13 protein-coding genes and 1 pseudogene are annotated in these 14,788 nt (G+C 72.0%); 6 read left to right on the top strand and 8 right to left on the bottom strand.

What is annotated here, in order from left to right; genetic code table 11:
- From IE226_RS10045 to IE226_RS44035, 5 genes are all read right to left on the bottom strand, one after another.
- A complete protein-coding gene (locus tag IE226_RS10045; RefSeq protein ID WP_190080729.1) occupies window positions 1–633 on the bottom strand; it encodes an isochorismatase family protein in 633 nt (210 codons plus the stop codon).
- Window positions 634–715: 82 nt separating this feature from the next.
- The gene (locus IE226_RS10040) at window positions 716–2,353 is read right to left on the bottom strand and encodes a (2,3-dihydroxybenzoyl)adenylate synthase (protein ID WP_190080728.1); all 1,638 of its coding nucleotides are present in this window, start codon (window positions 2,351–2,353) and stop codon (window positions 716–718) included.
- Entirely contained in the window at window positions 2,350–3,567 is a 1,218-nt protein-coding gene (gene dhbC / locus IE226_RS10035) for an isochorismate synthase DhbC (protein ID WP_190080727.1), read from the bottom strand. Before dhbC ends, IE226_RS10040 begins: the two co-directional genes overlap by 4 nt.
- Window positions 3,568–3,606: 39 nt before the next feature.
- Complete coding sequence (locus IE226_RS44040) at window positions 3,607–4,410, bottom strand: 2,3-dihydro-2,3-dihydroxybenzoate dehydrogenase (protein WP_229870705.1); 804 nt, start codon at window positions 4,408–4,410, stop codon at window positions 3,607–3,609.
- Window positions 4,407–5,405, bottom strand: a complete 999-nt coding sequence (locus tag IE226_RS44035) for an ABC transporter substrate-binding protein (RefSeq protein ID WP_229870703.1) — start codon at window positions 5,403–5,405, stop codon at window positions 4,407–4,409. Before IE226_RS44035 ends, IE226_RS44040 begins: the two co-directional genes overlap by 4 nt.
- Window positions 5,406–5,616: 211 nt before the next feature.
- Here IE226_RS44035 and IE226_RS10025 point away from each other — a divergent pair, with 211 nt between their 5' ends.
- From IE226_RS10025 to IE226_RS10015, 3 genes and pseudogenes are all read left to right on the top strand, one after another.
- Entirely contained in the window at window positions 5,617–6,636 is a 1,020-nt protein-coding gene (locus IE226_RS10025) for a FecCD family ABC transporter permease (RefSeq protein ID WP_190080986.1), read from the top strand.
- Window positions 6,633–7,739: a FecCD family ABC transporter permease gene (locus IE226_RS10020; RefSeq protein WP_373306917.1), complete on the top strand. Its 1,107-nt coding sequence runs from the start codon at window positions 6,633–6,635 to the stop codon at window positions 7,737–7,739. Before IE226_RS10025 ends, IE226_RS10020 begins: the two co-directional genes overlap by 4 nt.
- 4 nt (window positions 7,740–7,743) lie before the next feature.
- Window positions 7,744–8,529: pseudogene (locus tag IE226_RS10015) on the top strand (ABC transporter ATP-binding protein); the annotation flags it as partial.
- Between the two features lie 124 nt (window positions 8,530–8,653).
- Here IE226_RS10015 and IE226_RS10010 read toward each other — a convergent pair.
- From IE226_RS10010 to IE226_RS10000, 3 genes are all read right to left on the bottom strand, one after another.
- Complete coding sequence (locus IE226_RS10010) at window positions 8,654–9,784, bottom strand: M20 family metallopeptidase (RefSeq protein ID WP_190080725.1); 1,131 nt, start codon at window positions 9,782–9,784, stop codon at window positions 8,654–8,656.
- A 77-nt stretch (window positions 9,785–9,861) separates the two neighbouring features.
- On the bottom strand, window positions 9,862–11,232 hold the full coding sequence (locus IE226_RS10005; protein WP_229870765.1) for a vWA domain-containing protein: 1,371 nt from the start codon (window positions 11,230–11,232) through the stop codon (window positions 9,862–9,864).
- Window positions 11,233–11,345: 113 nt separating this feature from the next.
- Window positions 11,346–12,206 carry an AAA family ATPase gene (locus tag IE226_RS10000; RefSeq protein ID WP_190080723.1) on the bottom strand — a complete coding sequence of 287 codons (861 nt, stop codon included), beginning with the start codon at window positions 12,204–12,206 and terminating at the stop codon, window positions 11,346–11,348.
- A gap of 292 nt (window positions 12,207–12,498) precedes the next feature.
- Between IE226_RS10000 and IE226_RS09995 the strand changes: the two genes are divergently transcribed.
- The 3 genes from IE226_RS09995 (at window position 12,499) to IE226_RS09985 (ending at window position 14,779) form a co-directional block, all read left to right on the top strand.
- Complete coding sequence (locus tag IE226_RS09995) at window positions 12,499–12,996, top strand: winged helix-turn-helix transcriptional regulator (protein ID WP_190080722.1); 498 nt, start codon at window positions 12,499–12,501, stop codon at window positions 12,994–12,996.
- 155 nt (window positions 12,997–13,151) lie between these two features.
- Window positions 13,152–13,685: an SRPBCC family protein gene (locus tag IE226_RS09990; RefSeq protein WP_190080984.1), complete on the top strand. Its 534-nt coding sequence runs from the start codon at window positions 13,152–13,154 to the stop codon at window positions 13,683–13,685.
- A complete protein-coding gene (locus IE226_RS09985) occupies window positions 13,685–14,779 on the top strand; it encodes an LLM class flavin-dependent oxidoreductase (protein ID WP_190080721.1) in 1,095 nt (364 codons plus the stop codon). Before IE226_RS09990 ends, IE226_RS09985 begins: the two co-directional genes overlap by 1 nt.
- Window positions 14,780–14,788 lie beyond the last annotated feature (9 nt).

The following is a 14,788-nucleotide window of genomic DNA, read 5'->3' as shown; positions in this document are numbered from 1 at the left end:
TCAGATCCCCTTCAGAACCGTGTCGGTGGTGGTGACGACCGCGCAGCGGCCGGCCGCGTAGCGCAGCGCCATGTCGTGGTCCTCGCGGGAGAAGTCGGCCACGGCGTCCGCGACGACGAACGCCTGCACGTCCCGCATCCACGCGTCGGCGGCCGTCATCAGGACGCCGATGTGCGCGTACACGCCGACGATGACGATCTGGTCCCGGCCCGCCGCGCGCATGCGCTCTTCGAGGTCGGTGCGGACGTACGCGCTGTACTTCCACTTGGTGAGCACGGTGTCGCCGGGCTCCGGCGCGACCGGGCCCGCGATCGCCTTCGCGTGCTCGTCGTCCGGCAGCCCCGGGCCCCAGAAGTCCTGCTGCAGGCCGCGCTCGGCAGGCGACTGGCCGCCGGGCTGCGCGGAGTACAGGACGGGGATGCCGGCCGCGCGGGCCGACTTCGCCAACTCGCCGACGTTGGCGAGCAGTTCCGTGGTGGGCGAGGTGTCGGGGGTGTAGGCGGTCAGGAAGTGGTTCTGCAGGTCGTGGACGAGCAGCACCGCCCGCTGCGGGTCGATGGTCCACGCGACCCGGTTGGCGGGCAGCTCGTCGGACGAGGGCATCGGGTAGGGCGTGACGGCGGGGAGCGCCATGGTGGGGGCCTTTCGGGTAACTCAGGAATGCGGGGGTGGACCGGAGGGCCGTCGCACACGGACAGGGGTAGCTGCGCGGAGGTCAGCTGCCGGGAGCGGCGGCGGTCGTCCGCTGGTCCTTCTTGCTGATCTTGCCGATGCCGGTCTGCGGGAAGGCGGTGACGAACTCGACGCGGTCGGGCACCTTGTACGCGGCGAGGCCGCGCTCCCGTACGAATTTCTTGATCACGACGGGCTTCAGCGGTTCGGCGTCCGCGCGCAGGATCACGTACGCGAGAGTCCGCTCGCCGAGGTACTCGTCGGGGACGGCGACGACCGACACGTCGTGGACGTGGGGGTGGCCGAGGATGATGTTCTCGACCTCCTCCGGCGCGATCTTCTCGCCGCCGCGGTTGATCTGGTCCTTCGCCCGGCCCTCCACCACCAGATGCCCGGTGGGGGTGCGGCGCACGATGTCGCCGGTGCGGTAGAAGCCGTCCGCGGTGAACGAGCGGGCGTTGTGCTCGGGCGCGCGCCAGTAGCCGCGGATGGTGTACGGGCCGCGGGTCAGCAGGTGGCCCGCCTCGCCGTCCGGCACCTCCTCGTCGAGGTCGTCGACGATGCGGATCTCGTCGTCCGGGGAGATGGGGCGGCCCTGCGTGGTGACGATGGTCTCCGCCGGGTCGTCGAGCCGCGTGTAGTTGACCAGGCCCTCGGCCATCCCGAAGACCTGCTGGAGGGTGCAGCCGAGCGCCGGGGCGACCCGCCGGGCCGCCGACTCGCTGAACTTCGCGCCGCCCACCAGGAGCACTTCGAGGCTGGAGATGTCGTACGGCGTGGTGCGGCCCGCGTCCGTCCACACCAGCGCGAGCGGCGGGACGAGACCGGTGATGGTCACGCGCTCCCGCTCGATGAGGGGGAACGCGGTGTCCGGGTCGGGCTGCGGGCACATCACGACACGGCCGCCCGCGTAGAGCAGACCGAGCGAACCGGGCGACGAGAGCGGGAAGTTGTGCGCCGCGGGCAGCGCCACGAGGTAGACGGAGTCCTCCGTCACCCCGCAGAGCTCGTTCGAGCCCCACAGCGAGTACATGTAGTCGTCGTGGGTGCGCGGGATCAGCTTGGGCACGCCGGTGCTGCCGCCCGACAGCTGGAGGAAGGCGAGGTCGGACGGCTCGGGTCCGTCGATCTCGATCGGCTCGCGCGGCACGTCGGCGAGCGCGGTGTGCTCGCCCGGGTCGCCCACCACGAACACGTCGCGCAGGGTGGGCACTTCGGCGCGCACCTTGGACGCCAGATCGCGGTGGTCGAAGCCGCCGGTCTTGTCCGGGATGACGTAGGCGACGGCCTCGGTGAACTCGCAGAAGTAGTGGATCTCAGTCTCGCGGTGCGCGGGCAGCGCGAAGACCGGCAGGGCGCCGATCCGGAAGAGCGCGAAGATCACCTCGAAGAACTCGGCGATGTTCGGCAGCTGGACGACCACCCGGTCACCCTTGGAGATGCCGCGGGCGGCGAACCCGGCCGCCAACTGGTCGGCGCGCACGTCGAGTTCGCCGTACGTCCAGTTCCGGTCCCCGTCCGTGATCGCGACCCGGGCGGGGTGCGCGTCGGCGCGCTCGCGGAGCATGCCGCCGAACGTCTCGCCGCGCCAGTACCCGGCGGCGCGATACCGCTCGGCGAAGGCCTCGGGTATCGGTGGCGCGTCCGTGCGGCTGTCCGCCTGACCCTCTGCCGTCGTCATCGGTCGACCCCCACCGCGTCCAGGAACGTACGGAACTTGGCGCCCGTCTCGGCGCGTTCGGCCTCCGGCGACGAGTCGGCGACGACGCCCGCGCCCGCGAAGAGCCGAAGGCGTCCGCCGTCGTCCGTCTCCTCGGCCTCCGCGCAGCGGATCGTGACGACCCACTCGCCGTCGCCGCGCGCGTCGCTCCATCCCACCATGCCGGTGTAGTGACCGCGGCCGAACGGCTCCAGTTCGCCGATGACGCCACGGGCGTGCCCGGTAGGGGTACCGCAGACCGCCGGGGTCGGGTGCAGGGCGGTGGCGAGCTCCAGGGCGGAGGTGGCGGGGTCGGCGAGTTCGCCGGTGACGGTCGTCGACAGGTGCCACATGGTGGCGGTGCGGACCAGAGTGGGCCGCTCCGGCACGTCGAGGTCGCCGCAGAACGGGGCGAGCGCCTTGTGCACGGCCTCCACCACGACGGCGTGCTCGTGCAGGTCCTTGGCCGATTCGAGCAGCGCGGCGGCCCGGCGCACGTCCTCGGCGAGGTCCGCCGAACGGGGCGTCGAACCCGCCAGGGGGTTGGCCGTCAGGCGGTTGCCGTGCCGGGAGACGAGCAGCTCCGGGCTCGCGCCCAGGAGAGTGCGGCCCGCGCCCGTGGGCACGGCGAAGGAGTAACCGCGCGGGTCGCGCCGTGCCAGGCGCTGAAGCATCGCGGGCAGGTCGAGCGGGCCGTCGGTGGACAGTTCCAGGGTGCGGGCGAGGACGACCTTGTCGAACTCGCCGCTCTTCATGCGCGCCACGGCGGCCTCGACCGACGCGGCGTACTCCTCGCCCGAGGGAACCTCGCGCAGCTGCCAGCCGCCCGCGGTGGCGGGCGGCGGCGTGGGCAGGGCGACGAGCGGGTCGGTGCGCAGGGCGGGCGCCCAGCGCGCCGCCTCGGGCACGGTGAGCACGGCGGGCTCGGCGGGGTCGAAGGGGATGGAGCCGACCACGACGGGGGCCTGGTTTCCCGCGCGCAGCTGGGCGTCCAGGGTCGCGGCGACACGCTCCGCCAACGGCCGCTCGCCGTGCGGCACTTCGGCGGCCGTGCCGTGGGCGAGGAGGGTGCGGGTGGGCGACGCGAAGAACCTGGTGTCGCCGGGTCGGTAGGCGTCGAGCAGCGCGGTCGCCGCGCCGACGGCCCCGGGGGTGGTGGGGGCGTCGAGTGCGACCACGTCGTTGGGGGGTGTCACGGATGACTCCTCGTCAAGTAGGGGAGAGCGGCGCGGGTTTCAGGCGCGCAGGGTGGCGCCGCCGTCCACGTACAGGTCGTGCATGGTGATGTGCCGGGCCCGGTCGGAGACCAGGAAGGCGACCGCTTCGGCGATGTCGGAGGGGTCGGCGATCCGGCCGAGCGGAATGCCGACCCGGTACGAGGCCGGGTCGCCGCCGATGACGCGGGCCTCGGCCTGCTCGTGATCGTCCGTCCACAGCTGCCGCTGCATGTCGGTGTGGGTGGAGCCGGGCGAGACGACGTTGCAGCGCACGCCGTCGCGGGCCACCTCAAGGCCGAGGCATTTGGTGAACATGGTGGCGGCGGCCTTGGAGGCGGCGTACGCGGCCATCTGCGTGCGGGGCACGCCCGCGGCGTTCGAGCCGACCGTCACGATGGAGCCCTTGCCCCGCGCGGTCATGCGGCGGGCCGCGGCGCGCGAGGTGTGGAAGACGCCGTTCGTGTTGACGGCGAAGGTCTCCGCCCAGTCGGTGTCGGTGAGTTCGACGACCGGGGCGGGCCGCAGGATGCCCGCCACGTTCACGACGATGTCCAACGGCCCCACGGTGCGCTCGACTTCCTTGAACGCGGCGTCCACGGCAGCCGCGTCGGTGACGTCGAGGACCATGCCGGTGACGCGGCCGCCGCCCGCGGGCCGCTCTTCGGCGCCCTGCTCCTTGACCTCGGGCGACCGGTCGGCGGCCACGACCCGCGCGCCGCGCTCGGCGAGCGCGCGGGCCACTGCCTGGCCGATGCCCCGGCCCGCGCCGGTGACCAGGGCCACCCGGCCCGCGAGCTCGGGGTCGGTTATGCCGGAAGTCACTTGCCCATCGCCTTCTCGACGTCCTCCAGGACGGAGACGGCGGCCTGCGCGCCACCGAGGCTGGTCCACTTCGATCCGTCGATCTCGGTGGTGTGGTCCTTCTTGACGGCGTCGAGCTGCTTGTACGCGGCCTTGCCCTTCAGCTCCTTGAAGAGGTCGGCGTCCGGGCCCTTGGAGCCGAGCGTGCCGATGAACAGCCAGTCGGCGTCGATCTGCTTGAGGTCCTCGTCGCTGAGCGGCGTCGAGTGGCCCTCGCCCTTCTTGTTCTGGATGCCGGGCCGCTTGAAGCCGAGGTCCTTCAGGACGTCGGAGATGAACACGCCCTGCTGCATGACGGCGGTGCCCTTGGCGGAGTAGCGCGCCACGGAGACGCTCGCCCCGGCGTTGTCGCCGAGGTTCTTCTTCACGTCGGCGGCCTTGGTGTCGTAGTCCTTCAGGAACGCGCTCGCCTCGTTCGACTTGCCGAGCACCTTGCCGGTGAGCTCCAGGGACTTCTTCCAGTCCTTGGTCCGGTCGATCGTGACGACCGTCGGGGCTATCGCCTGCAGCTGCTTGAGCACCTGCTGGTCGGCGAGCTGGCCGGCGAGGATGACGTCCGGCTTGGCCTGGAGGACCTTCTCGATGTCCGGCCCGGTGACCGCGCCCACGACCGGGATGCCCTTGGCCTGGTCGGCCAGATACTCGGGGGCACCCTTCTGGCCTCTGCCCGCCGAGAGCCCGACGGGCTTGACCTTGAGGGCGAGGGCGGAGTCCAGGTCCATCTCGCTCAGCGCGACGACCTTCTCGGGATTGGCCGGAATCTTGACCTTCGCACCGGAGGCGTCGGTGACGGTCACGCTCTTGCCCGCGTTTTTGGCCTTGTCGCTGGAGCCGGAGTCGTCGGACGAGTCGGAACCGCAGGCGGAGAGGGCGAGCGCGGAGGCCAGAGTGAGGGCCGCTACCGCGGTCAGCCGGGTGCGCGGGGAGTGGTTCGAGGACATGTCCGTGATCTCCATGCTTCTGTCGTCCGGGGGTCAGACCGGACATAAGGGTTATCCCTGGCCGTGTCGGGGCATGACGAAATCCCCCTGAGGGAACAGGGAGTTCGCCCGCACCCCGACTCGGGGCTCCAGGTCAAGGTTAGGTTAGGCTAACTTCATGTTGGTTGCGCAAGGGGGGCCGGTCCCAACGTCCGGATCCAGACCTCCGATACCGGACTTGGCGAAGATGCATCGCCCCACCCTGTGGGCGGCCGCCGGCCTCGTCGTCCTGCTCCTTCTGCTTGGCCTCCTCTCGCTCCTGGTCGGGTCCGGGTCGACGCCGATGGGCCGGGCCTGGGACTTCATCGTCGGAGACTCCTCCGCGCGGGCCGACGCCCAGATACGGCTCGCCGTCTTGGACGTACGCCTGCCGCGTACGCTCGCCGGCGTCCTGGTCGGCGTCGCCCTCGGCGCCGCGGGCTGCCTCCTCCAGGCCGTCACCCGCAACCCGCTCGCCGAGACGGGCCTCCTCGGGGTCAACTCGGGGGCGGCGCTCGGCGTTGTGATCGGTCTCACGTATTTCGAAGTGACCTCGGCCTACGGCGTGTTGGTTTGGGCCCTCGTCGGCGGCATGGCCGCGAGCGGGGTGGTGCTGCTGCTCGCCGCGTCCGGGCGGGCCGCCGGCTCACCGCTGCGGCTCGTCCTCGCCGGATCGGCGCTCGGCGCCACCTTCCACGGCATGACCTCGTACGTCCTGCTCGGCGAGCAGGCCACCTTCGACACCTACCGCTACTGGACCATCGGTTCACTGGCCGGCATCAAGACCTCCGAGACCTACCCCCTGATCCCGCTGATCGCGCTCGGCCTCCTGATCGCCTTCTGCTGCGTACGGCCCCTTGCCGCCCTCGCGCTCGGCGACGACAGCGCACGCTCCCTGGGCCACCACCCGGGGCGCATCCGCCTGATCGTCGCGGCGGCGGTGACACTCCTCGCGGGCTCGGCGGTCGCCCTCGCGGGACCCATCGCCTTCCTCGGCCTGCTCGCCCCGTACGCCGCCCGCGCGGTCACAGGACCCCGGATGGCGGGCCAGCTGGTGCTCTCCGCGCTGGTCGCGGCGAACGTGATGATCGCCGCCGACCTCCTCGCCAGGATCGTCATCCGCCCCTGGGAGACCCCCGTGAGCGTGCTTCTCGCCTTCATCGGCGGCCCGTTGCTGATCTGGATCGCGCGATCGCAGCGGATGTCCACGGCGGGGGTCGCCTCGTGAGTGCTCCAGAGATACCGGAGGCCGGGGCCCCGGAGGCTTTGAAAGCGGCGCAGGCCGACATCACCCCGCCCGACTCCACCGCCGTGCGCGCCGGGGCGTTCTCCTGGCTCTTCCCCTATCGCAGCGCCCTCGCCGCGGTCGGCCTCACGCTGGTGATCGGAGTGGTCGTCGCGCTCGCCACCTTCGCGAGCTCCACCGGGATGAGCTTCTCCGACAGCCTCTCCGGCCTGCTCGGAACCGGCGACTACGCCACCGTGATGCTGGTGCAGGACTTCCGGCTCCCGCGGATCGCCGTGGGGCTCATGGTCGGCGCGGCGCTCGGCATCGCCGGGTGCCTGACCCAGACGCTCGCGGGCAACCGCCTCGCCACCCCCGACATCATCGGCGTCAACGAGGGCGCCACCGCTGCCGTCGTCGCCTCCGTCGTCGGCTCGTCCACCGGCATGATCGGCGACTGGTGGCTCGGACCGCTCGGCGCCGCCGCGGCGGCCATGGTCGTCGTCGCCTGCGCGGGCGGGGCGGGCAGCGGGGGATACCGCATCCTCGTCGTCGGCATCGGCGTCTCCACCGTCATCGGCGCCGTCACCGACCTCGTCATGTCCCGCGAGAACGACAACACCGCGGGCGGCGTCTTCCTCTGGACCGTCGGCTCGCTCAGCGGCCGTGACTGGAGCGTCGGCACGCCCCTGTCCTTCGTCCTGCTCGTCCTCGTACCGCTCTCCCTCGTCGCGGGCAGCCGCCTGCAACTCCTGCGCTTCGACGACGACATGGCGGCCACGCTCGGCGTCAACGTCCGCCGCGTGCGCGCCCTGACCCTCGCGCTCGCCGTCGCCCTGTCCGGCGTGGCCGTCGGCATCGGCGGCCCGATCACGTTCGTCGCGCTCGCCGCGCCCGTCGTCGCAGGCCGGCTCAGCGGCCCGACCCGCGTCCCGGTCATCGGCTCGGCCCTGGTCGGCGCGGCCCTCGTGGGCGCCGCCGACGCACTGGGCCGAGTCGTCGCCCCCGTGGAGATCCCGGTCGGCGTCATCACCAGCGTGCTTGGCGGACCCTTCCTCCTATGGGTCCTCTTCGGCAAGAACTCCGAGCAGACCGGAAAGGCCTGACCCCGTGCAACTGACCGTCGAGGCGCTCACCTCCGGCTACCCCGGCCACACGGCCGCCGTGGACGGCGTCGACCTGACCATCCCCAGCGGACAGGTCGCCGCCATCGTCGGCCCCAACGGCTGCGGCAAGTCGACGCTCCTGCGCTCCATCTCCCGGCTGCACAAGCCGAGTTCGGGCACGGTGCGCGCCGGTGACGAGGACGTGTGGCAGCTCACCCAGCGCCGCGCGGCCCACCGCATCGCGCTGCTCGCCCAGTCCCCGCAGGCCCCGGAAGCGGTCACCGTCGCCGGACTCGTCCGCTACGGCCGCCACCCCCACCAGGGCCTGTTCCGCCAGTGGTCGCGCGAGGACGAGGCCGCCGTACGCGAAGCCCTCGAAGCCACCGGCACCACCGACCTCGCCACGCGCCGCCTCGACCACCTCTCCGGCGGTCAGCGCCAGCGCTGCTGGCTCGCGATGGTCCTCGCGCAGCAGACGCCGATCGTGCTCCTCGATGAGCCGACCAGTGCGCTCGACCTCGGCCACGCCGTCGAAGTCCTGTCCCTGGTGCGGGAGGTGGCCGCGGCGGGCCGCACCGTCGTCATGGTCCTGCACGATCTCGCGAGCGCCGCCCGTTACGCCGACACCGTCATCGCCATGAACGCGGGCAAGATCGTGGCGAACGGCCCGGCCCGCGATGTGGTGACGGCCGAGCTGGTCAAGGAGCTGTACGGGATCGACGCGGACATTCTCCGGGCACCGGGCGACGGCTCCCCGGTGGTCGTACCGTCCGCGAAGGCGAGGTCTGTGCGGGCTCCCGAAAAGACCGCGCAGGCCGCCGAGGAGACCGTGCAGGCTCCCGGGGAGACCGCGCAGGCCCCCGAGAAGACCGTTCAGGCCGCCGAGGAGACCGCGCAGCCCCCCGAGAAGCCGGTCAAGCAGTCCGGCTGACCGCGAAGTCCGCCGCCGTCCACGCGAGCCCCACCGCCCCGTCGATCATGGTCTGCTCGGCGACCGGCGTGGCGGCAGCGGCGGCGAACTCAGGCTGGTGCGGGCCGCAACCGCCCCCGCTGACGTCGAGCACGGGGTGGATGGACGGCACCACGTGCGAGACGTTGCCCATGTCCGTGGAGGCGAAGGGCCCGCGCCGCTGCGGCTCGGGCCGCCCGAGGGCGCGCGCGTTCGCCTCCCACAGCGCGACGAGACCGGCGTCGGACCGGAAGTCGAGATAGTCGGGCGCGGGCTGCTCGAGCTCCACCGCGCACCCGGCGGCGAGCGCCCCCGCCCGGAAACAGTCGGCCACGCGCTCCCGCAACTCGCGCAGCTCTTCGACGGAAGGCGTCCGCAAGGCGTAGGCGGCACTCGCCCGCTCGGGGATCGCGTTGAGCGCGGTCCCGGCCTCGGTGGTGATCCCGTGCACCTTCCACTCACCGGGCAGCTGCTGCCGGAGCAGCCCGAGAGCGACCTGCGCGACGGTCAGCGCGTCGGCAGCGTTCCGCCCGTCCTGCGGGGCGAGCGCGGCGTGCGCGGACTTGCCCGTGTACGTCACCGACAGCGCCGCCATCGCGTACGAGTGGAAGTCGGCCACCTCGAACGGGCACGGATGGATCATCATCGCCGCGTCGACACCCTTGAAGGCCCCGGCATCGAGCAGCAGCGCCTTCCCGGCGCCGCTCTCCTCGGCGGGAGTCCCAAGGACGCGCACGGTGAGCCCCAGCCGATCCGCGTACGGCGCGAGCCCGAGCGCGGCCCCCACGCCCGCCGCCGCGATCAGATTGTGCCCGCAGGCGTGCCCCATGCCGGGCAGCGCGTCGTACTCACAGGCGAGCGCCACGGTCACGGGACCCGAACCCAGGGTCGCCTCGAAGGCGGTGTCGAGCCCGTACGCCGGAGCGGTCACCGCGAAACCGTGCCCGCGCAACACGTCCGCGCACCACCCGGCGGCCCGCCGCTCCTCGAAGGCGATCTCCGGATGCGAGTGAATGCGCCGACTGAGCCCGACAAGCTCGTCCCGCACCTCACCGATCCGAGCCCGGATCTCCTCCTTGAGCCCGTCGCCTGCCACGCGTCCTCCTCGCCACTGCCGCCGACCCCCCGCCCGGACAGCTTACGGTCGACCGTCCGGCGGGTTCGGAGCGGCGATCAGATCGGCAACAACCGCCCGATCAACGCGCTGAGCTGCCGCGCATTGCGGCACTCGTACATGTCCACGAACTCGGCGTACGTGCCGGCCGCCGAGTCGCCCGTCTGCCACTGGGCGCGGTTCTCCGGGTTGAGCCAGTACAGCTTGCGGGCGCGGGAGGCGATGGTGCGCAGGGCGGGGAGGTTCGGGTCGCTCATGTTCGTGCGGGCGTCTCCGAGCACGAAGACCGTCGAGCGTGGCGTGACCGCTTCGGCGTACCGCTCGGCGAACTCGCCCAGGGAGGTGCCGTAGTCGCTGCTGCCGTGGTAGCCGGTGACCGCCGCCCCCGAGATGATGCGGCTGCCCAGGCCCTCGGGGTCGGCCGTGCCGCGCGCGATCAGGTCGGTCACCTCGTCGACGCGGTTGACGAAGGCGAAGACCCGCACCTTGCTGAACTGGTCGTGCAGTGCCTGGACGAGCAGCATCGTGAAGTTGGCGAAGCCCGCGACCGAACCGGACACGTCGCAGAGCAGGACCAGATCGGGGCGCGCGGGGCGGCGTCGGCGCAGGACGGGGCGCATCGGGATGCCGCCCGTCGAGAGGGAGCCGCGCAGGGTTCTGCGCAGGTCGATGTGGCCACGGGCGGCACGGCGGCGGCGTGCGGCGAGGCGCGTCGCCAGTTTGCGGGCCAGCGGCTGGACCGTCCTGCGCAGTTCGTCGAGCTGGGCTCGGCCCGCGACGAGGAAGTCGACCCGGTCGGCGGTCGTGGCGACGGCGCGCCGCGCGATCACGTCCGCGCCGCGCCGCTCGGCGACCCGGCGGCGCGCCTCGGCGCCCACCTGGCCGCGGAAGTTCTCGATGCGGCGGCGGATCTCGTCGGCGGTGAGACGGTCGGTGAACTCGCCTTCGGCCGTGCCCTGGCGGATACCGGCCAGGATGCGGGCGAGCAGGGTCTCCGGGCGTAGCCGCGACAGGGTCTGGTGCGACGACCAGCCGTCCGAACCGCCGCTGCCGGACCCGGACCCGGGCCGCGTTCCGTATCCGCCCAGGGCGTCGACCGCCTCGGCGGCCAACCGGGCTAGCAACGCCTGGTCGTCAGCGGCGAGCGCGGCGGCAAGGCGGTCCCGGAGGTCGTCCCTGTCGAACTCCCGCTCCGGGCCGGAGCCGGACACTGAGCCGTCGAGCAGGTCAGGAGCGCCGACCCCGCGCGGAAAGTACAGGTCGAAGACGGGGTCGAACACCGGCCGCTGCCCCTCGCCGTGCAGCAGGGCTGCCGCAAGGCCCTCCCGTATCCGCTCCCGGTCGTCGAGCCCGAGCGCCTCGAGCGCCTGGCCGGCGTCCACCGTCTCGCCCGTACCGATCCGGATGCCGTGCGAGCGCAGCGCCTGCACGAGTGCGGTGAGCCGTTCCGGAACCCCGGCCTGGTCCGGAGCCTCGGCTCGCTCAGGGACCCCGGCCCGGTCCGGGACCCCGGCCTGCTCGGGGACCCCGGTGGACGGCGCGTTCACACCGCGTCCAGGTCCAGTTTGGCCGCCGCCTTCAGAACGTCCTCCTGGTGCTTGAGTACGACGCCGAGGCTGTCGCGTACGACGTTCTCGTCGAGGGAGCCGGCGCCGAGCGCGAGCAGCGTACGGGCCCAGTCGATGGTCTCCGCGACCGACGGCGCCTTGCGCAGGTCCATCGCGCGCAGCGCACCGACCACGCGGACGACGGAGCGGGCGAGCTCCTCGTCGAGTCCGGGCACCTTCAGGCGCACGATGCGGCGCTCCAACTCCTCGTCGGGGAAGCCGATGTGCAGGAAGAGGCAGCGGCGGCGCAGCGCCTCGGAGAGCTCGCGGCTCGCGTTCGACGTGAGGACGGTGAAGGGGCGGGTCTCCGCCGTGATGGTGCCCAGTTCGGGGACGGTGACCTGGAAGTCGCTCAGGACTTCCAGGAGCAGCCCTTCCACCTCGACGTCCGCCTTGTCGGTCTCGTCGATCAGGAGCACCTTCGGATCGCTGCCGCGGATCGCGGTGAGCAGCGGGCGCGGGAGCAGGAACTCCTCGCTGAAGATGTCCGTACGCGTCTCGTCCCACGACTCGTCGCGGCCCGCGGTGATGCGCAGGAGTTGCTTGGCGTGGTTCCACTCGTAGAGCGCGCGGGACTCGTCCACGCCCTCGTAGCACTGGAGGCGGACCAGGCGCGCGTCGGCGACCTCGGCGACCGCCTTGGCGAGCTCGGTCTTGCCGACACCCGCGGGGCCCTCCACGAGCAGCGGCTTGCCCAGGCGGTCGGCCAGGAAGACGGTGGTGGCGACTGCCGTCGAGGCCAGATAGCCCGTCTCGGCGAGCCGCGTGGCGACATCGTCCACGGATGTGAAGAGCAACAGGGCCTCCGGCTTGTGCGGGCGAGCGGTCTGAGCTGTCTGGGCGGTCTGAGGGGTCTGAGGGGTCTGACGGGTCTGGGCGGTCTGGGCGCATGAGCCTGCGCGGGTCGTGCGGGTAAGCGGCTGCTTATGCCACCTGATCAGTCCGCCGGGCCGCTCCACAACGGTGCCGCCGCGTTTGCGTCGAACGTCACGTACGGCGTGATGCCGGGGCCCCCGGACCGGCCGCGGCCTGCTGGGTCCAGTTCCGAGACCCACCGGGCTCCGCGGCGTCCTCTCGTATCCTTACGGCATGAGGCGGACCTCCTTTGCCGACTGGCCCTGCTCCATCGCCCGCACCATGGATCTGCTGGGCGACTGGTGGACGCCCCTCGTGCTGCGCGAGGCGTTCTACGGGATCAAGCGGTTCGACGTCTTCCAGCAGGAGCTCGGCATCGCGCGCAACACCCTGACCGACCGGCTCCGCCGCCTGGTCGACGAGGGTCTGATGGAGAAGCGCGCCTATCAGAGCGAGCCCGTGCGCTACGACTACGTGCTCACCGAGAAGGGGCGTGACTTCTTCGGCGTGCTCGCGGTGATGAACAGCTGGGGCAACCGCTGGCTGAGCGGCGACGAAGGCGCGCCGGTCGTCTTCGAGCACGACCGCTGCGGGCACGAGGCCGAGGCCGAGGTCGTCTGCGGCCACTGCAAGGAGCCGATGTCGGCGGCGGACACACACGCGCGCCTCGGGCCCGGCTACCCGGCGAGGCTGGCCGAACGACCTGACATCCGAAACCGCTTCAACCGCTGAACCGCCGCCGCTCCCTCTGCTCCCTCCGCTCCCTCCGCGCGCCTGCCTCACCCGGCCCTTGACGAGTGAGTCTATCTACGCAACTCTCGTGGTCAGCGACCATAAGAGCTGCTGATAGAAGCTGCTACGTGCTGCTACAGAGAGGCGAACCCACGATGGAGTGGACAGGCGCGCGCTACGCGGACGGGCCGACGGCCGAGACACACACCCGGATCGCCGCGTCACCGGAACGCGTGTGGGAGCTCGTCTCCGACATCGGCCTGATGCCGGAGCTGAGCACGGAGCTCCGGTCCGTCGAATGGCTGGACGGGGCGGCAGGACCCGCGCTCGGCGCCCGGTTCGCCGGCCGCAGCGAGCACCCGTCGTTCGGCGCCTGGCAGACCACGTCGTACGTCGTCGAGTGCGAAGCCCCGCGCGTCTTCGCGTGGGCGGTCGAGGACCCCGAACAGCCCAGCGCGCTCTGGCGGTTCAGCCTCGCGGCCACGGACGACGGCTGTACAGAACTCACCCAGTGGGTGCGGATGGGGCCGGGCCGCTCGGGCCTCTCGCACGCGATCGACCGGATGCCGGAGAAGGAGCAGAAGATCGTGTACGTACGGATGAGGGAGTTCGAGCAGAACATGGCGGCCACGCTGGAGGCGATCAGGAAGCTGGCAGAGGGCGCGGCCTCCGGGGAGGCGGACGCGTGATGCGTACGTCGACGACCATCGAGGCGTCCGAGGCGAACTGGCGGGAGACCGTCGACTTCGTCACCGAGGCCGAGAAGCTGGGGATGGACATCTGCTGGGTCGCCGAGGCGTGGGGCTCCGAAGCGCCCTCGCCCCTCGGCTACTTGGCCGCGCGCACCGAACGCATGCTCCTCGGCTCCGGCATCATCCAACTCGCGACCCGCACCCCGGCGGCCATCGCCCGCGCGGCGATCACCCTCTCCAACATCTCCGAGGGCCGCTTCATCCTCGGGCTCGGCCCCTCCGGGCCGCAGGTGATCGAGGGCCTGCACGGAGTGCCCTTCGCGAGGCCGCTCACCCGGATGCGGGAGACCGTGGAGATCATTCGCATGGCGGCCACCGGCGAGAAGATCGCCTACGAGGGGCGGGAGTTCACCCTTCCGCTGCCCGGCGGTGACGCGAAGCCCATGCGTCTTTCCATGCGCGCCGAGCACGAACTGCCCGTCTACCTGGCCACCCTCTCGCCCATGATGCTGCGTCTGACCGGCGAGATCGCCGACGGCTGGCTCGGCACCTCCTTCGTGCCCGAGGGCGCCAAGGAGGCCTACTTCGACCACCTCGACGCGGGCCTGGCCGCCTCCGGCCGCTCCCGCGGCGACCTGGACATCTGCCAGGGCGCCGAAGTGGCCTTCGCCGACGACGAGGACGCCCTGCGCGCGATGGTCGCGGGCCGCAAGAAGGAACTCGCCTTCAGCCTGGGCGGCATGGGCTCCGCCTCCACCAACTACTACAACAGTGCCTACAGCAGGCAGGGTTGGGCCGATGTCGCGGCCGAGGTCCGCACCCGCTGGCAGTCCGGCGACCGCGACGGCGCCGCGGCCCTGGTCACCGACGACATGGTCCTCGCCACCACCCTCATCGGCACCGAGGACATGGTCCGCGAGCGGCTGGGGGTGTGGCGCGACGCGGGCGTGGACACGGTCCGTTTCTATCCGGCGGGCGAGACCCTGGACGCGCGGCTCACGACTCTGGGGCGGGCGATCGCTCTCGTACGGGAAGTCGAGCGGGGGGAGAGCGCTCCGCAGGCCCGGCCGTCGGGTGCCACAGTGATGTGACCTGCGTCC

This window comes from Streptomyces longisporoflavus (assembly GCF_014649775.1).
Classification (GTDB): domain Bacteria; phylum Actinomycetota; class Actinomycetes; order Streptomycetales; family Streptomycetaceae; genus Streptomyces; species Streptomyces longisporoflavus.
Note: the sequence above shows the minus strand (reverse complement) of the source record. Positions and strands in the feature narration are given on the sequence as shown.